This is a genomic window from Algoriella sp. (assembly GCF_036647415.1).
Classification (GTDB): Bacteria; Bacteroidota; Bacteroidia; order Flavobacteriales; family Weeksellaceae; genus Empedobacter.
The window spans coordinates 1-17,659 of record NZ_JAVXKG010000047.1 but is presented as its reverse complement, the minus strand read 5'-3'; the positions used below and the strand labels follow the sequence as shown (position 1 = coordinate 17,659).

Genomic DNA, 17,659 nt, shown 5'->3' with positions numbered 1-17,659 from the left:
TTTTAGTATAAATAGATGCACCTAAACCAAAAGGCGTGTCATTTGCAATTTTTAGCGCTTCTTCTGCATCTTTAACTTTCCAAATACAAACTACTGGACCAAAAATTTCTTCGTCATAGGCTTTCATTCCTGGTTTTATTTCTGTTAGAATGGTTGGCTCTAAAAAGAATCCATCACGATCAATTCGTTTACCTCCAGAAACAATTTTCGCACCTTTTTCTACTGATTGATTAACTTGATCAAGTAATTTTACTAAAGCAGTTTCCGAACTTACAGGTCCCATATTAGTATCTGCTTGCGTAGGATCTCCAACTTTCATGTTGTTTACATAAGCTGTAATTTGCTTCAAATATTCATCGTAAATACCTTCTTGTACAATAATGCGTTTTGATGAGGTACAAGCTTGTCCTGCATTGCGTAAACGACCATTTATTGTACCATTCATTACTTTTTCGATGTCTGCATCGTCTAAAACAATCATAGGATCAGATCCTCCTAATTCTAAAACAGAAGGTTTCACATTTTTACCTGCCAAACTTGCAACTTGCGCACCTGCAGCCTCGGAACCAGTAAGAGAAACACCTACAATTTTAGGATTTTCTACAATAGAATCTGTGTCTTTTCCTGAAACCAATAGATTTTTGTACAAACCTTTTGGTGCACCAGCTGCGGTAAACATTTCTTCGAAAGCGATACCACATTGCGGAATGTTAGATGCTGTTTTTAGAACAACCGTATTTCCTGCCATAATGTGTGGACCAGCAAAACGCGCAATTTGTGAAAAAGGAAAGTTCCATGGCATTACACCTAACAAAACTCCAATTGGTTCAGAAACCACATAAGCAGTACCTTTTTCCGTTTCTAATTGCGTATCAGCTAAAAATTCCGCAGCATTATCTGCATAATACTCGATGATATTTGCACTGTATTCAACTTCGATTTCACTTTCTGATAATGGTTTTCCCATTTCGGTTGTGATTAACGCTGCTAAACGAGATTTTTGGACACGCATTTCATTTGCAACACGTTTTATAATAGCTTTTCGTTCTTCGAAAGATTCGAATCGCCATGTTTGATATAATTCGTGTGCTTCGTCTATATATTGATTGATTTCGTCGCTTGTATAGGCTTGAAATTCTTTTTCGATTTTTCCTGTAGCAGGATTTAATGTTCTGATTGAACTTGCCATTTTTGACTTATATTTTGTATTACAAATTTGTATCAATTCTCGTTCCTAACAAAGCTTTTAGTATAAATAAAACTAATCTTAATTAAAGAATTGATTGATTGTTTAGATAATTAGAGATAAAAAAAAGGAATTGAGCTTTCAATTCCTTTTTTGATATATTTTAAATAAAATTTATTTGATTAGAATGGAAGATTGTCATCGTCATTCATTGAGCTGGTAAATTCGTTACCGAAATCACCAAAAGCATCTGAAGGATTAATCGCTGATAAATTCATTGCACTGCTCATTTCTTGTGAATTTCCATCATTCATCGCACTCTGAATTTCGAAATCGCTACCGTAATTTGTTTCTAAATCGGTAAATTTAGCTTGTTCGTTAATAAAGCGTAAACGTACATTTTCTAATGCACCATTACGGTGTTTTGCAATAATAAATTCTGCTTGACCAGCACAAGGTTCGCTTTCATCATCCCAATATTCTAGTTTATAATATTCTGGACGGTAGATAAATGATACAATATCGGCATCTTGTTCTATGGCACCAGATTCACGTAAATCCGAAAGTAAAGGTCTTTTACTTCCTCCACGTGTTTCTACCGAACGCGATAACTGTGATAAGGCAATAACAGGAATACTTAATTCTTTTGCAATTGCTTTTAATGATCGAGAAATCATAGAGATTTCTTGTTCACGGTTTCCATTTGCTTTTCCACCAGCAGTCATTAATTGCAAGTAGTCAATTAAAATCATTTTTACACCATGTTGAGAAACTAAACGACGAGCTTTTGCTCTTAAATCAAAAATAGATAGAGCAGGAGTGTCATCAATATAAAGTGGTGCGTTTTCTAAACCTTTTACTTTTGTGTAAAGTTGTTTCCATTCATGATCGGCTAATTTTGCCTTACGTAATTTTTCACCAGGGATTCCTGTTTCACCGGAAATCATACGTGTAATTAACTGAACAGAAGACATCTCTAAAGAAAATACTGCAACAGGAATATTACGATCTACAGCCATATTTTTCGCCATAGATAATATAAATGCAGTTTTTCCCATACCAGGACGAGCAGCTAAAATAATCAAATCAGATTCTTGCCAGCCTGCAGTAATTTTATCAATTTCGGTAAAACCAGAAGCTAAACCACTCATACCTTCTTTGGTAGATTGTGCTTTAATTTTATCGATAGCTTCGGTTACCAAAGTTTTTGCTTCAGAATAACTACGTTTGATACCACCTTCTGTAATTTCGAATAATTTACTTTCTGAATAATCTAATAAATCAAAAACATCGGCTGTATCATCATAAGATTTTTCGATAACTTGATTTGATATTTCGATTAATCGACGTAAAATATATTTTTCTTGTATTACGCGTGCATAATATTCGATATGCGCAGAAGATGATATTTTCTGTGTTAATTGAATCAGGTAATAATCTCCTCCAACACGATCTAGTTTTCCTTCACTTTTTAATTCATTCGAAACCGTTAATAAATCAATAGGTTCTGAGTCATTAAATAATTTTTGAATAACAGTATAAATCGCTTGATGTTCTGGACGATAAAAAACTTGAGGAGTTAGAATGTCAATTACTTCATCTAAACCTTTTTTGTCAATCATCATCGCACCAAGTACAGCTTGCTCTAAATCAACAGCTTGAGGAGGAAGTTTTCCTTTCTCTAAACCAATGACATTGCGAGTGTTAGCTGATTGTTCGGGATTATAATTTGCCTGTTCCATAAGAGGTTCAAAATTAGGATAAAAAAACGAGATATAAAATTGCTTATATCTCGTTTTATTTTTATATATTTTACAATAACTATTATTGTAAAATTGGTGTTATCCTGAATATTCTCCGAAATTAATGAAACGTTCTTGACGTTGTGTTTGTAATTCTTTAGGAGATAATTTTTTTAATTCATTATACGTTTCTAACACTTTATTTTTTAGGTTAGTATACGCAACTTCTGGCTTGTAATGCGCCCCACCAAGTGGTTCTTTGATAATGTCTTCAATTAATCCTAATTCTAACATATCTGTACCAGTTAATTTCATTTGAGATGCAGCTTGCTCTTTGTAATCCCAACTTCTCCATAAGATTGTAGAACAGTTTTCGGGTGAAATTACAGAATACCAGGTGTTTTCTAACATGAAAACTTTGTTACCAACACCAATACCTAATGCTCCACCAGAGGCTCCTTCACCAATAACAATTGTGATGATAGGAACGGTAAGTTTCAACATTTCGTAGATGTTTTTTGCAATAGCTTCACCTTGTCCGCGTTCTTCTGCTTCTAAACCAGGATATGCACCAGGAGTGTCGACTAAAGTTAAGACAGGAATGTTAAATTTTTCGGCTAATTTCATTAGACGCAAAGCTTTGCGGTAACCATCAGGATTTGACATTCCGAAACGACGATATTGTCTTTCTTTTGTGTTTTTTCCTTTTTGTTGTCCAATAATCATAAAAGATTGACCATTGATTTTTCCAATTCCTCCAACCATTGCTTTGTCATCTGCAAACGTTCTATCTCCATGAATTTCGATAAAAGTATTGTCTGTAATCGCGTAAGCGTAGTCTAAAGTATAAGGGCGAGAAGGGTGACGAGATAATTGTACACGTTGCCATGGTGTTAGACTACCATAGATTTCCTTCTTTTTATTTTCAATTGCAATTTCAATTTCAACACAAGCTTGTTTGATATTAACTCCGCTTCCTTCACCAACTATTTGACAGCTTTGTAACTGTTCTTCTAAATTTTTGATAGGTTGTTCAAATTCTAAATATTCCATACAAAAGTGTTTGTTCAATCCAACAAATATAGAAAAGGTTTTTAAGCCAATTATAATAAATGTCGAATGTTTTTTAGATTTTTTTATAATTAATTTGATTCCAAAAGATAAAAAACGTCTATCCAGAGAATAGACGTTTTATTTATTTTAAAATTAAATTACATTTTTTCTATAATCATTGCAGATGCACCACCACCACCATTACAGATAGCTGCACCACCAATTTTAGCGCCATTTTGTTCTAAAACATTCAATAAAGTAACTAAAATTCTTGATCCAGAATTTCCTAGTGGATGACCAATAGAAACTGCACCACCGTTTACATTTATTTTGTTAGCGTCTAAGTTTAATAATTTTGTATTCACGATTCCGACAACAGAAAATGCCTCGTTAAATTCCCAAAAATCAACATCTGTACCAGCAATATTTGCTTTTTCTAGTACTTTTTCTACTGCTTTTGCAGGTGCAGTTGTAAATCTTTCTGGTTCGTGAGCAGCGTCAGCATAAGCAACGATTTTTGCAAGTGGTTTTAGACCTAATTCGTTTGCTTTGTCTAATGACATTAATACTAATGCAGAAGCACCGTCGTTAATTGTAGATGCATTTGCAGCAGTTACAGTACCATCTTTTGTAAAAACAGCTCTTAAACCAGGAACTTTATCAAAGTTTACATTTTTATATTCTTCATCTTCTTTAAAAATGATTGGATCACCTTTGCGTTGAGGAATTTCGACAGGTACTACTTCATTATCAAATTTACCAGCTTGCCATGCTGCAGCCGATTTTTTGTATGAGTTGATAGCGAATTCATCTTGCTCCTCACGAGAAATGTTGTTTTCTTTTGCACATAAATCTCCAAAAGTTCCCATCATTTCTTTGCTATAGTAGTCTTGTAAACCGTCATTTACAATTCCGTCTAATAAAACTGTATTTCCGTATTTATTTCCAGTTCTCATGTTTGGAGAATAAAAAGGAACCATAGACATGTTTTCCATTCCTCCGGCAACTACAACGTCAGCATCACCTAAACGTATAGCTTGTGTAGCAAACATAACAGCTTTCATACCAGAAGCACATACTTTATTTACTGTAGTAGCAGGAACTGTATTTGGAATACCAGCTTTTATCATAGCTTGTTTTGCAGGAGCCTGACCAACGCCAGCTTGTAAAACATTACCCATATATACTTCATCAACCAAAGAGGCATCTAGGTTAATCTTATCTAAAGCGCCTTTTATAGCTGTTGCACCTAAATCTGTAGCAGGAACTGTAGATAAGCTTCCTAAAAATGATCCCATTGCTGTACGAACAGCTGAAACAATAACGACTTCTTTCATTTAATTGTGATTTGTTGTTTTATAATTTTCTTAAAATGCAAGATATAAAAAATATGAATGTGTTAATTAAATCTAATTTTTAATGAATATTTGATTTTATTGCATTCTATATATAGATAATTCGTTTTTTTTATCAAAATGATAATTATATTTGACTCAATCATTTTTATAATGATGATAAAGGAAAAATGTTGAAGATGAAAACAAGATTGTTTGTAAGTTTTTGGTTGATAGGAATTTTAATAACTAATGCACAAATATTTGATAAAAAGTATTTTAATGAAGTTTTAGATACATTAACATCAAATTCTTTTGCTGGAAGAGGATATGTGGAAGATGGAATGAATAAAGCAGGCGATTATTTGCAAAATGAATTTAAGAAAAATGGTTTAAAATCATTTTCAGATAATTATGCTCAGAGTTTTACATTTCCAATTAATATAATCAAAAATGCAACCTTAAAAATTGATGGTAAAGAATTGAAATATGGAACAGATTTTATTGTAAAGCCAAGTTCTCGATCAGTTTCAGAGTCTAAGCTCGCATTTTATACTTTGAATACTAAAGAATATTTAGAATCATTTCAATCCAAAGAAAAGACGAAAAATTTTATTATAAAAGATGATAAATTACAAAAGGCAAAAAATATTATTTTGCCTCCTTTAGCTACAGATGTAGATTCTATCAAGAAGTATTACAAGCAATGGGCAAATATTTATGAGAAAAATGAACCAGAAAATCGTGCAATTTTTAGATTTACTTCCGATAAATTGACGTCTAGTCTTAGTCAACGCCAATCAACAATTTCAGAATTTATTATTTCGGACAAATATTATTCGAAAAATATGAAGATGAATGATTTTTCTATCAAAACAGAATTAAATCCTTCATTCTTGGCAAAAAATATAATTGGTTATTTAGACGGAAAAAATAATGATAGCGTTGTGGTAATTTCTGCACATTACGATCATTTGGGGAAAGTAGGAACTACAATTTTCCCTGGTGCGAGCGATAATGCAAGCGGAACAGCGATGTTGATGAGTTTGATAAAATATTATTCAGAAAATAAACCTGAATACAAAACTGTTTTTATGGCATTTGCTGGTGAAGAAGCTGGTATTTTAGGCGCAGATTATTATGTAAATCATCCACTTTTTGATTTGAAACAAATCAAGTTTTTGGTAAATTTAGATATTATGGGCGCAGGAGACCAAGGGATTCAGGTGGTAAATGGAAAAATTTTTCAGAAAAAATATAATGATTTAGTCAAAATTAATTCGAAAAATAATTATTTGAAAGAAGTCAAAATTCGTGGAGAATCCTGTAATTCTGATCATTGTCCTTTTTATATGAAAGGAGTTCCGTCGTTTTTTATTTATACGTTAGGAGGGAAAGGATACTATCATGACCCGAATGATAAAGTAGAAAATTTAAATTTGGATTATTCGCCAAAAGTTTTTAACTTGTTGAAAGATTTTATAAATAGTTTATAAAAAAAATAATCCGTTCTAAAAGAACGGATTACTAACCAACCTAAACTACTATAAAAAACTCTAAAAAGTAAACGAGAGTACGAGTTAATTCAACTTCATGATCCATTTCATCTTACTCGTTTGGTACTCTGTATTACTATCTATGAATAAATTATTTGACACTGCAAATGTCCAACTTTTTTGTCTGAAATGAAGAAATGATAAAAGGTTTTATCTATTACAATGATAGTTAAAAACTATCAGAAATATTTGTTTTCGTTTATGTTGTTGATTTGTATTGTATTACAATGAAACAATAATGCATTTTAGAATATCGTAAAAAACCTTAATTTAACATAAGGTTAACAATGTAATAAAGAAGAAAATCACTTAAAGTTGAATTTTATCGGTTTAAAACTCAACTTTAAACGATAAATTATTTAAAGTTGTTTAATATATTTACAAACTTTGAACCAAATTTATTGAAATGAAATATTTACTAAGTGTTTTTTTTATTGCCACTTCTTTATGTGTTGATGCGCAAAAAGTTAATCCAAATGAAATTCGTGTTAAAATTTATGATACAATTCTGAAAGATATTTACAAGCAGAATTTAGCCTATCCAAATAAACAAATTGTGATAGATCCTACAATAAATAAATTTCAGGATTATAAGATGGATGAATTCGGACTGAAATTGGATTCGGTGAAATATGAAAAAGATTTTAAGTTCTGTGGAAAATCTTCTCCGTTCAAATGTGTTGAGAAAATAGAAATTGATCGTTTTACTTTAACCAATGTTTATAAAAATCATGAAGATGCATTATATCCCGATTTTTATGGTATTTACGCGCCAATAGATCAGTGGTATAATCTTATTTATTTTGCAGCTGTTAGTCATTTTGAACAAGCAAAGTCGTTTCAATTTAGTTTATTAATTCCAGTTCGTAATGTACGAATGAAGAATAAAATAATGAAAGAACAATTTTATTTTTATCAGTTTACTATAGATGAGAAATTTAAGATAATTAACTTCGAAAAATTATTTTTAAAACCATAAAATATTCTGTTATAATTTTGTAAATTAGCATGATACAATTAATTATTAATTTTATCATCGATGTTAAATGTTGGTTCTTATATTGACGAACTTATCCAATTATCTAAAGGTAATCTTAGGATTTGCCGTATGAATTGGTGGCTGCTTAAGTATGAAGACCAGTTTAGACAAGCGATTGATGAAACAACGTGTAAAAAATGGCAAAGATGGTTTTATAACGAAGAACATCCTTTTCCATGTGTTTGTCCTAGACGAGAAAAGTTATGTGTTTTTATAGACTTGTATCGTGAATTGGATAGGTTGACACAAGTACAACGAATGGAGCAATTTTTTGAAGATTATTTTCAACGTTTTCAGTTGATAAAAGATTCATCAGATTTACTAAGAAATTGGATGAGTGAAATTAGACCAACCATTTCTTCTATTTATTTGTTATTAGACAAAAATGATAATTTAAAAATACGTTTTTATAATTCTGATTCTATTTTGGAGGTTAATATTAATAAAAACGATTATAAATACACCTTACTTTGTTTGGACGTTTTTAACTACAACATGTACGTAAAAGGCATGTAAAAAAGAAAAGAGAGTTGACTAGTCAACTCTCTTTTCGTATGAAATAAATAGATTAAATATGGTTTATTTTATTAAACCAATTTCTCTTAAACGCTGTGTTAAAAAATCTCCAGCTGTAATATCTTCGTATTGTTTTGGATTATTTTCGTCAATACAGTCCTCTAAAACAGATAAATCCATTTCAGAAACTGGATGCATAAAGAAAGGAATAGAGAAACGTGAAGATCCCCATAATTCGCGATCTGGATTAACTACACGGTGAATAGTCGATTTTAAACGATTATTTGTATGACGAGATAACATATCTCCAACATTAATTACTAATTCATCATCTTCTGCAATAGCATCAACCCAAGTACCATCGTGACGTTGTACTTGTAATCCGCGACCTTGCGCACCCATTAACAATGTAATCAAATTGATATCGCCGTGTGCACCTGCACGTACAGCACCTTCTTTAGGTTCTTCTGTAATTGGTGGATAGTGAATAGCTCTTAAAATTGAGTTTCCGTTTTTTACTTTATCATCAAAATAAAATTCGTTCAAACCTAAGAAAATTGCTAAAGCACGTAAAACGTAAACGCCAGTTTTTTCTAATTGTTTGTACGTTTCTTCTCCATATTCTGTAAAAGCTGGTACTTCTGTTACCGAAATATTTTCAGGATAATTGTATTTTGCTTTTTCTTCTTCTGAAACATATTGTCCAAAATGCCAAAATTCTTTCAAATCACCAACTTTGCTTCCTTTTGCATGTTCGTTTCCGAAAGCTGTGTATCCGCGTTGTCCACCAATACCTTCTACAATATAACTTTGTTTTGTTTCTGTAGGTAAAGCGTAAAATTGGCGAACGCTATTGTATAAATTATCGACTAACTCATCTGATAAGAAATGTCCTTTCAAAGCAACAAATCCAATTTCTTCGTAAGCTTTTCCAATTTCGTTGACAAATTTTTGTTTTCTTGCTGGATCTTCAGATAAAAAATCGGCAAGATTAACTGATGGTATTCCGTTTTGTGACATTTGTTTGTACTATTTAGTTATAAATGTTCTGCAAATGTAGCTAAACATTTCTTTTGTGAATAATTTTGTTGATAACTTTTTAATCAAACTATTGTATTGAATAAATAAAGAGTGATTTAAATGTTTTTATTAATTATTTTATTGATATATAGTATTTTAATTATTTGTTTCAAGAAAATGTAAAACTCTAATAATATAGATTATTTTGATTAATTATAATTTGTTGATAGTTAATGATTATAGTTTTACGTTTGTATTTAAGTTATCTTTAATTAATTAGAGTTTGTACTTATGAGAAAATATTTATTACTTTTTTTTCTTCTTTTTAATTATACTTTTTTATTTAGTCAACAAAAAATAAAAACTCCTTTAGTCTATTTACAATGTAAAAAAATAGATGATAAAAGTTCTGATGAATTGTTGAATTGTTTTAAAATTAATTTTAAGAAAGATTTTTATAAAATGATTGGTACCGAATTAAGATCAAGAAATATTATGACGAATTATCATATGAAAGCAATTTTTTTGCTTGTTTTTGATATAAATGGTGTTATTTCGATTTCTGAGTTTGAAGGAAGTGAGGATACAAAAGATATTCTCGAAAAATCATTAATTAGATTAAATGAGAGAATTTTTATAGGTAGACATAAGATAATACCAGCTAAAGACAATAATGGAAATTTTGTTGAAATGAAAGTTAAAATACCTTTTCAATACATGTTTGTAAGAAGTTAGATTTTTAAAGAAAATCCTCCATTCATTTAGAACGGAGGTTATTTTTCAATCTTCTTTGGATCCATCATCAGCCATTCGTACCATTTTTGGAGTAAAAGTAGCAACAACGTCTACTAAATCTTGTTGCGCATTCATCACTTCATGGATGTCTTTGTAAGCCATTGGCGCTTCATCTTTTCCACTACCAATTAATGTAATTCCAAAATCATTCAAATAATCATTAATCTTATTTTGTGATAATGATTTGATAGCTTGTGTCCGGCTCATCTGACGTCCAGCTCCGTGAGAAGCAGAATTTATAGAGTTTTCTTCTCCGTTTCCACGAACTAAAAAACCTGGAGCTGTCATAGAACCCGGAATAATTCCCATCACATCTTTGGAGGCTGGTGTAGCGCCTTTTCTGTGCACAATAACTTCTTCGTTGTTGTAGATTTCTTTCCAAGCAAAATTATGATGATTTTCTATTTTAGCTAAAACTTCAGCACCCAATTCTTTTGTAATTTTTTGATGTATGATTTCGTGACAAGCCGAAGCGTATTCACCTGCCAAATTCATTGCTAACCAATATTCTTGTCCAGCTTCTGAGTCTAAATCTAAGTAGGCTAAATTTTTTGCATTATACGGAAGTTTACAAATATCTTTTGCAATTTTAGTATAATGACCTGCAATTGTAGCGCCAAAACCTCTCGATCCAGAATGTGTTAATAAAGCTAAATATGAACCTTTTTTGATGTTTAATTTTTTATCATCTTCTTTAAAATCGATTAAACCAAATTCTACAAAATGATTTCCACCACCAGAAGAACCTAATTGTGACCAAGCTTTATCTTTCAGATTGTTGATAAATGAGTTTGTCTCAAATTTTGAATCATCTAAAACGTGATGTTCTGCTTTGTATTTTCCATGAAATCCATGTCCTGCACCAAATTTTGTGTTTTTCATCAAGGTTTCTTTTAAAATATCATGATGTTCAAAATAATGTGAAGCAGGTAAATCGTATATAGAAAGTGCCATTCTACAGCCGATATCTACACCAACTCCGTACGGAATTATTGCATTTTTTGTAGCCAAAACACCACCAATTGGCAAGCCATAACCTTGATGCGCATCGGGCATTAAAGCACCTGCAACTGTTACAGGTAATTGCATCGCAATTTTCATTTGGTTTAGTGCACCATCTTCAATTTTTTCTATTCCATATATTTTAAACTCTTTTGGATTTTCATTTAATGGAATTATCTCTTCGTCAATTTTAGGTAAATGAATACCATTAATAAAAGCTTCAGCCAGCGATTTGAAAATTTTATCTTCCGTGAAATCTTGTGGAGAAGACATGACTTGTGCATATTTATCAAGCATTTCAGCTTTTGTAAAGCCAGTTCTTTTTTTATTGATTTTTAAAGCAATTCCTAAAATTTCGTTTTCAGGATAACCAATTTCGATTAAACTATTTCCATTAATTGGTTTATTTTGAGTTGTATTATTCATATAATTTTGTTCTTAAGTTGATTAAAAATTTCTCGATTTTTGAATAATCGATTTCATCTTTTAATTGCGTCATTTTAGCTAATTTTTCAATTTCTTTTTGAAGATTATTAGCCATTTTTATAACTTCTTCATAAGTGAAATCACCATTTTTTATTGATAGTAATTCTTCACGATCATCTATTCGTTTTACATTAAGATGTCCAGTTTCTAGCAATTCTTTCGCAACTTTTAGCAAACGAATGGTGTGCATCATGTTTTTGCTGTCATAATTTTTACCATGTTCAATATTTGTTGTGTATCGGTCTTCGTTTCTCAATTCCATCCATTCCCAATATTCGATATATTGTTTACAATAAGTTGAGTATTCATCTTTCAAGAACGTGAAATAAGCAACAGGTTTTTCATTTTCGGGAACTTCACTTAATCGAACATCATCATTAGAATCATTTTTGATAATTCCTTTATAATTCAAATTTTCATTGTAATAAAGCGCAAATAAATCCTTTGTATGATTGATTTTGCTTAAGCCACAATATTCTTGTTTGAGTAAATTATCTGTAAGCCAATTTTTGATTGATATAGTTTTATTTTCGATAATAATAAAACAGAAATCTAAAACCGTTTTTCTTTTTTTATCTATCGGGTTAAGAAATTTTTTATTTAATCCTTTTGCTTTTTTAATTTGACTTAACGCATATCCAACAAATGTTTTTTCGATATTATTTGTAACAAAATCTTTATAATTTAGTTCATTCATCAAATCTGATTTTTGCAGTACAAATTCATCTGGTGTTGCAAGAATTTCCAAACAACTTGGATTATTTTTTAATAATAGTTCTATAAAACGTCCAATTTCGTAATACACAATATCATTTGTTTCGTTGCTAATTTGTGGCTGATAGTCTAAACTATAAAATTCTTTTTTTGGTAAATAAAAAACTCCACGAATATCGGTATCCGAATTTTTAGTCGCCAAATTATAGGCTTTACTTCCGCTTATACATTCAAATAAAATCAAGTTTTGATTTTTTAGATCTTCTATAGTTAGTTTCATTTTGCAATTGTTTTTCTCATTAAGATTTTGTAGCTTATGGTTGATTTAATCTTGAATATGATGAAATATATACTTTTCTTCTTTAGTTTTCTAATTGTTAATATTATGAGTGCTCAAACAGTATTTGTTACAAAATATGCTAGTCAAGCCGAGATTAAAATTTTTGTTGTCAATTATGAAAGTCAAGCCGATTTAAAAGTTTATAAAGCAAAGTATCAAAGTCAAGCTGATAGCAATAGTGGTAAATGGTTTTTTACTAAATATGCTAGTCAGGCAAAAAATAAAATTTACTTTGTATCGTATGCCAGTCAAGCAGATCTTAAAATATACTATGTAAATGCTAGTCGAGCAGGCTGGAGAAATGAAAATAAAAAATACTTACTTAAGTAGCTCTTATGCTCCAATTATTTTTAAGAAAAAATCATCAATTCGTTTTTTATCAAATTCTATTTTAGGAAGAAATTCTGTTTTGGATTTCAGATTTTCATTCAATTCAATAATCCAATTGATTAATTCAGTATCTTTTGAAATTAGAAAACTTTCGTCAACTGTATATTTTAATTTCAAATAATCTTTAATTTTCGCTGAAATTGATTCATTTTTAATTAAATAATCAAGCTTTTTGAATTCCATTGGCGGAAGTGTTTTTTCTTCAATAATCCATTTCGCAGCTAAAACCGAACGTAAAGCATAAAATAAGTTTTTTAAATTTAATTTATTTGAATGTTCAATTTCAATCAATTTTCTTGTTGTAATTCCCAAATAATGTCGAGCAACTTTTTGTGGATTGAATTGTGATTCAGCCAAATCAAAAAGCTCTTTTTCAAATGCTTCATTTATTATATAATGAATCGGAGATTGTAAATATTCAAGAATACTTGCGTTTGATTTTAGCATTAGTCGTAAAACTTTTTGTATATCCCATGCCTTAAAATCTAATTCATTTTCTATCTCGAAATCGATAAAATCATCTATTTCATTTATCTTTAAATAATCTTCAACTCTTCGTTTGTATATAAAACGAACATCGTAATCGCTGTCTGTAGAAGGGAAGCCCCAAGCGCGACTTCCAGATTCTACTGCAAATAGAATATCTATTTTGTGTTCGTTTTCTATTGTTTTTAATTTATCTATTATAGTTGATTTCATTTCGTAAACATTGTTTTTAATTCATTCAATACATTTGATCCTCCAGAAATTGAGATTTCACCTACTTTATCTGCAATTTTTTCGATGTATTCCATCTCTTTCAATTTCCATAAAGTTTCGTTTTCTTCCATCAATTTAGCTGTGTTTAGCAAACTTCTTGTCGAAGCTGTTTCTTCACGACGCATGATAGAATTTGCTTGAGCCGTTTTTTCGGCAATCAAAACACGGTTCATAATTTCTCTTATTTCACCTGGTAAAATGATATCTTTCATTCCAGTTTCTTTCAATTTCAAACCAATTTCAGCAAACTGATTTTGATATTTTTGCATGATATAATCCGAAACCGAATTTTTATCTGACATCAATTCATCAAAATTCATATTTCCAATAAATTCTCTCAAACCTAATTGAATCGCTTGATAAATCATTTTTTCGAAATCTTTGTTCGCTTGATAAGCTTTTATTAAATCAATTATTTGATAATTTACCATAAAATTGATTCGCAATTGAGCTTTATCTTTTGTCAAGATTTCTTGTCCAGAAATTTCGATTGTTTGTGGACGCATATCGTATGTTACAACTGAAATTTTTGTTTCGTTGTTATAAAAATACAAGTCGCCAGCTTTTACAACTTGATCAAATTTGTTGTCTTTGAATAAAATTCCTTCGAAATATGGCGAAACCGAAATGATACGAATAGCACCAGATTTTCTCAAAATATCGATTTCTCGTTTTGATAAATTCTTGATTTCGTCTGTTGAATTCAAATCAAATTTCATCGTTTTTAATTGAGTTGAATTTTTCCAAATCATTATATTTTTATTGTAAAATGAATCGTGAAATTGATTGTTTTTGTACACAATCAATACTTCGTTGTGCAACACTTCGATAAAATCGACCATTTCTTTCAATGTTTCATTTTCTAAAATCATTGAATGAAATTTCGAATCGATAATTTCGTTTATATCAAATTTTTCGATGTTTTTATTGAATAAAATCCAATAATTTCCTTTTGTGTAAATGTTTTTTACTTCGTTATTTTTTATTGCTAAACCGATTTCTTGGTTGTTGATTGCTAATTTTTTCATGTCTATATTTTTTATAGGTTTTTATTATTTTTGTCATTCTGAGCCTGTCGAAGAATATATTATATGGCTCTGAAACGAGTTCAGAATGATGATTTGTTATATTTTTTTAGATTTCTCCTTTGTCGAAATGACAAGTAATTAATTGTCATTCTGACTTTATAGAAGAATCTTTTTCTATTGTTTTTTTAATTAAAAAAGCTAAATTATTTTCCTTTTTCAAAACGGAATTGGATGTTTGAAAAGCTTATTTTGAGATTTATTTTAATTCATTCGTTCAAAAAAAAATAGTTTTAAATCGAATAATTAAGTTGAAAATCAATCATCTTTCAAAGAATCTAATTCAGGTTTTAAGCAAGTTTTTGATCTTATTTCAAATTCATTTCTACGAAATAAATTCTCCATTCGAAAAGAAAACTTTTTAGCTTTTTGTTTCTAATGGTACCCTTTCGGGCGATAAACAGATTAAAAGTCTGTTTGATTACTCTAACCACTGAGTTATTTCAGCCAAAGACTGAAAGTAGGATTCGAACCTACGACCCATCAATTATGGTAATTTTAATTATTCAGAATAGAAGTAATGAAACATTTTCTACTACAATGCTATACTGAAACATTTGTCAAGGAATAATTAAAATTATTTGGTTGTTAAACCTTTGACAAAGTTGGAGTAGAAGAGTGCGAATGATTTGCGTAGTATAAATTATTTTGAAATTATTTTATAAATAATTGATTTTAAATTAAATAAAACTGTAAATAATTATAGTTTTTCTTGAATTTAAATTTCCTACGCAAATAGATTGCGTAGTTGTAGGCGAATTCGTAATATTAAACAAATAAATTTGCTATGGCAACGAATAAAATTGCATTAATTCGGTATCAAACAATTGATAAATGTTTGCAAAATCAGTTCAGGAAATGGACTTTAGAAGATTTGATAGAGAAAGTTTCTGAAGCGTTGTACGAGTATGAGGGAATAACTTCGGGTGTTTCGAAACGTACGATACAAGGCGATATACAAGTGATGCGTAGTGAAAAATTGGGTTATAATGCGCCAATTGTTGTGGTTGATAGGAAATATTACGAATATGAGGATACAGAATTTTCGATTCATAATTCGCCAGTTTCTTCTGCGGATTTAGATAAAATGAAAGAAGTAATTTCGGTAATGAAACAACTGAATGGTTTCAATTATTTTGATGATATGAACGAGATTATTACGCGTTTGGAGAATAATCTTTCTAAAAAAAATCCACAACAAACAAATTATATTCAGTTTGAAGAAAATCCTTTATTGAAAGGTTTGGAACATCTAAATCGTTTGTATCAAGCAATTGTGAAAAAACAAGCGTTATTGATTTCTTATCAATCATTTCAATCAAAAAAGCAAGAACCTATGCAGGCGATTTATTATCCTTATTTGCTGAAAGAGTACCGTAATCGCTGGTTTTTGTTGGTTAAATCGCGTAAAAATAAAGTGCTTTATACGTTGGCATTAGATAGAATTGTAGAGTTTTATGAATTAGCAAATGAGCCTTTTGTTGATGCGCCAGAATTGGATTTTGATCGTTATTATGAAAATGTTTTGGGTGTGACGAAAACGCTAAAAGATAGGGAGCAACGTGTGGTTTTTAGAGTCACGAATAAATTAGCACCGTATGTTGTGACAAAACCGATTCATGCGACACAAAAATTATTGGAAGAAACAGAGAATGGAACATTGTTTTCGATAGATGTGATTCATAATTTTGAATTAGAACGAGAGTTTTTAGGTTTTGGTGAAGAAATAGAAATACTTGCGCCACGATTATTGAAAAGAAATATAAAACGAAGACTTGAGAAAGCAGTAGAATTTTACAAGAAATAAAAAAAGAGTTTCAATATTGAAACTCTTTTTTTATGTTTTAAGTAGAAGTTAGTCTCCTAACATTCCACCAATTATTGAATTTACGATTCCTAAAACTACACCAAACAATAATGCGTACCAAAAACCATCTACATGAAAACTGTCTCCCATTATTGCACTTGCTAATAAAATAATTATAGCCGTTATTACAAACGAAAATAAACCTAAAGTTAAGATTGTTACAGGTATACTGATAAATGATAAAATAGGTCTTACAACAGCATTTAAAAGTCCGATAACTAATGCTACAAGGATTGCAGAAACATAACCTTTAATAGATACACCTGGTAAAATGTTTGCTAATCCAAAAACGACTAATGCTGAGACCAAAAGATTAATAATAAAGCTCATAATATTTTTTTAAGATTGTTAATTAATAGAATGGGTGCAAAAGTTCTGCCAAATTAAATTTTTCATGTAATTTATATTCATTTTTTTTAAAATAATAGAAAATAAAAAAGCTCAGATAAACTCTGAGCTTTTAAAAAATATTTTATTTTTTCGATTATAATTGCTCGAAAAGGTATTTCATATTTACTTCCTTATCAATAATTATAGCTAATTCGTCAACGTGTACACGTTTTTGCTCCATTGTGTCACGGAAACGTAAAGTAACCGAATTATCGTCTAAAGAATCGTGGTCAACTGTAATACAAATCGGTGTTCCGATTGCATCCATACGGCGATAGCGTTTTCCGATAGAATCTTTTTCTTCGTACGTTACATTGTAATCTAAACGTAAATTTTTCAAGATTTTTTCTGCAAATTCTGGTAAACCATCTTTTTTTACTAATGG

At 30.2% G+C, this 17,659-nt stretch carries 17 protein-coding genes; 6 read left to right on the top strand and 11 right to left on the bottom strand.

The features are described from left to right. From RSC72_RS14625 to RSC72_RS14610, 4 genes are all read right to left on the bottom strand, one after another. Positions 1 to 1,189 (bottom strand): aldehyde dehydrogenase family protein (locus RSC72_RS14625; protein ID WP_332578599.1); only part of this gene is annotated, 1,189 nt, incomplete at its 3' end. A gap of 179 nt (positions 1,190 to 1,368) precedes the next feature. Then, the gene (dnaB, locus tag RSC72_RS14620; protein ID WP_332547030.1) at positions 1,369 to 2,928 is read right to left on the bottom strand and encodes a replicative DNA helicase; all 1,560 of its coding nucleotides are present in this window, start codon (positions 2,926 to 2,928) and stop codon (positions 1,369 to 1,371) included. A 99-nt stretch (positions 2,929 to 3,027) separates the two neighbouring features. Next, the gene (locus RSC72_RS14615) at positions 3,028 to 3,981 is read right to left on the bottom strand and encodes an acetyl-CoA carboxylase carboxyltransferase subunit alpha (protein WP_332565895.1); all 954 of its coding nucleotides are present in this window, start codon (positions 3,979 to 3,981) and stop codon (positions 3,028 to 3,030) included. A gap of 158 nt (positions 3,982 to 4,139) precedes the next feature. Further along, a complete protein-coding gene (locus RSC72_RS14610) occupies positions 4,140 to 5,318 on the bottom strand; it encodes a thiolase family protein (RefSeq protein WP_332545299.1) in 1,179 nt (392 codons plus the stop codon). A gap of 197 nt (positions 5,319 to 5,515) precedes the next feature. Between RSC72_RS14610 and RSC72_RS14605 the strand changes: the two genes are divergently transcribed. The 3 genes from RSC72_RS14605 (at position 5,516) to RSC72_RS14595 (ending at position 8,426) form a co-directional block, all read left to right on the top strand. Beyond that, a complete protein-coding gene (locus RSC72_RS14605) occupies positions 5,516 to 6,811 on the top strand; it encodes a M28 family metallopeptidase (RefSeq protein WP_332545301.1) in 1,296 nt (431 codons plus the stop codon). 466 nt (positions 6,812 to 7,277) lie between these two features. Then, complete coding sequence (locus RSC72_RS14600) at positions 7,278 to 7,850, top strand: hypothetical protein (RefSeq protein WP_332545302.1); 573 nt, start codon at positions 7,278 to 7,280, stop codon at positions 7,848 to 7,850. Between the two features lie 129 nt (positions 7,851 to 7,979). Further along, positions 7,980 to 8,426: a hypothetical protein gene (locus RSC72_RS14595; RefSeq protein WP_332545303.1), complete on the top strand. Its 447-nt coding sequence runs from the start codon at positions 7,980 to 7,982 to the stop codon at positions 8,424 to 8,426. Between the two features lie 63 nt (positions 8,427 to 8,489). Here the strand turns inward: RSC72_RS14595 and RSC72_RS14590 are convergent, their stop codons facing one another. Next, positions 8,490 to 9,446, bottom strand: a complete 957-nt coding sequence (locus tag RSC72_RS14590; protein WP_332545305.1) for an isopenicillin N synthase family dioxygenase — start codon at positions 9,444 to 9,446, stop codon at positions 8,490 to 8,492. A 291-nt stretch (positions 9,447 to 9,737) separates the two neighbouring features. Between RSC72_RS14590 and RSC72_RS14585 the strand changes: the two genes are divergently transcribed. After that, entirely contained in the window at positions 9,738 to 10,181 is a 444-nt protein-coding gene (locus RSC72_RS14585) for a hypothetical protein (protein WP_332545307.1), read from the top strand. Positions 10,182 to 10,226: 45 nt separating this feature from the next. Here the strand turns inward: RSC72_RS14585 and RSC72_RS14580 are convergent, their stop codons facing one another. Then, positions 10,227 to 11,669, bottom strand: a complete 1,443-nt coding sequence (locus RSC72_RS14580; protein ID WP_332565892.1) for an RtcB family protein — start codon at positions 11,667 to 11,669, stop codon at positions 10,227 to 10,229. Beyond that, complete coding sequence (locus RSC72_RS14575; protein WP_332545309.1) at positions 11,662 to 12,723, bottom strand: DNA polymerase beta superfamily protein; 1,062 nt, start codon at positions 12,721 to 12,723, stop codon at positions 11,662 to 11,664. The genes RSC72_RS14580 and RSC72_RS14575 overlap by 8 nt, the downstream gene beginning before the upstream one ends. 105 nt (positions 12,724 to 12,828) lie before the next feature. Between RSC72_RS14575 and RSC72_RS14570 the strand changes: the two genes are divergently transcribed. Further along, entirely contained in the window at positions 12,829 to 13,113 is a 285-nt protein-coding gene (locus RSC72_RS14570) for a DUF6150 family protein (RefSeq protein WP_332545311.1), read from the top strand. A gap of 3 nt (positions 13,114 to 13,116) precedes the next feature. On the opposite strand, the gene RSC72_RS14565 is transcribed toward RSC72_RS14570, so the two are convergent. Next, positions 13,117 to 13,872 (bottom strand): nucleotidyltransferase domain-containing protein, encoded by a 756-nt coding sequence (locus RSC72_RS14565; protein WP_332545313.1) that lies wholly within the window; start codon positions 13,870 to 13,872, stop codon positions 13,117 to 13,119. Next, positions 13,869 to 14,960: a slipin family protein gene (locus RSC72_RS14560; RefSeq protein ID WP_332545315.1), complete on the bottom strand. Its 1,092-nt coding sequence runs from the start codon at positions 14,958 to 14,960 to the stop codon at positions 13,869 to 13,871. Before RSC72_RS14560 ends, RSC72_RS14565 begins: the two co-directional genes overlap by 4 nt. Positions 14,961 to 15,804: 844 nt before the next feature. Here RSC72_RS14560 and RSC72_RS14555 point away from each other — a divergent pair. Continuing rightward, complete coding sequence (locus RSC72_RS14555) at positions 15,805 to 16,824, top strand: helix-turn-helix transcriptional regulator (RefSeq protein WP_332545316.1); 1,020 nt, start codon at positions 15,805 to 15,807, stop codon at positions 16,822 to 16,824. A 48-nt stretch (positions 16,825 to 16,872) separates the two neighbouring features. On the opposite strand, the gene RSC72_RS14550 is transcribed toward RSC72_RS14555, so the two are convergent. Together RSC72_RS14550 and RSC72_RS14545 are read right to left on the bottom strand one after the other, a co-directional pair. Continuing rightward, positions 16,873 to 17,214 (bottom strand): phage holin family protein, encoded by a 342-nt coding sequence (locus RSC72_RS14550; RefSeq protein ID WP_332545318.1) that lies wholly within the window; start codon positions 17,212 to 17,214, stop codon positions 16,873 to 16,875. Between the two features lie 154 nt (positions 17,215 to 17,368). After that, on the bottom strand, positions 17,369 to 17,659 hold a 291-nt coding region (locus RSC72_RS14545; RefSeq protein WP_332578598.1), incomplete at its 5' end, for a His/Gly/Thr/Pro-type tRNA ligase C-terminal domain-containing protein.

Bases quoted from the DNA above. Each gene is read 5' to 3' on its own strand.
- dnaB (WP_332547030.1), bottom strand. From the start codon at position 2,928: ATGGAACAGGCAAATTATAATCCCGAACAATCAGCTAACACTCGCAAT.
- RSC72_RS14615 (WP_332565895.1), bottom strand. From the start codon at position 3,981: ATGGAATATTTAGAATTTGAACAACCTATCAAAAATTTAGAAGAACAG.
- RSC72_RS14610 (WP_332545299.1), bottom strand. From the start codon at position 5,318: ATGAAAGAAGTCGTTATTGTTTCAGCTGTTCGTACAGCAATGGGATCA.
- RSC72_RS14605 (WP_332545301.1), top strand. From the start codon at position 5,516: ATGAAAACAAGATTGTTTGTAAGTTTTTGGTTGATAGGAATTTTAATA.
- RSC72_RS14600 (WP_332545302.1), top strand. From the start codon at position 7,278: ATGAAATATTTACTAAGTGTTTTTTTTATTGCCACTTCTTTATGTGTT.
- RSC72_RS14595 (WP_332545303.1), top strand. From the start codon at position 7,980: ATGAATTGGTGGCTGCTTAAGTATGAAGACCAGTTTAGACAAGCGATT.
- RSC72_RS14590 (WP_332545305.1), bottom strand. From the start codon at position 9,446: ATGTCACAAAACGGAATACCATCAGTTAATCTTGCCGATTTTTTATCT.
- RSC72_RS14585 (WP_332545307.1), top strand. From the start codon at position 9,738: ATGAGAAAATATTTATTACTTTTTTTTCTTCTTTTTAATTATACTTTT.
- RSC72_RS14580 (WP_332565892.1), bottom strand. From the start codon at position 11,669: ATGAATAATACAACTCAAAATAAACCAATTAATGGAAATAGTTTAATC.
- RSC72_RS14575 (WP_332545309.1), bottom strand. From the start codon at position 12,723: ATGAAACTAACTATAGAAGATCTAAAAAATCAAAACTTGATTTTATTT.
- RSC72_RS14570 (WP_332545311.1), top strand. From the start codon at position 12,829: ATGAGTGCTCAAACAGTATTTGTTACAAAATATGCTAGTCAAGCCGAG.
- RSC72_RS14565 (WP_332545313.1), bottom strand. From the start codon at position 13,872: ATGAAATCAACTATAATAGATAAATTAAAAACAATAGAAAACGAACAC.
- RSC72_RS14560 (WP_332545315.1), bottom strand. From the start codon at position 14,960: ATGAAAAAATTAGCAATCAACAACCAAGAAATCGGTTTAGCAATAAAA.
- RSC72_RS14555 (WP_332545316.1), top strand. From the start codon at position 15,805: ATGGCAACGAATAAAATTGCATTAATTCGGTATCAAACAATTGATAAA.
- RSC72_RS14550 (WP_332545318.1), bottom strand. From the start codon at position 17,214: ATGAGCTTTATTATTAATCTTTTGGTCTCAGCATTAGTCGTTTTTGGA.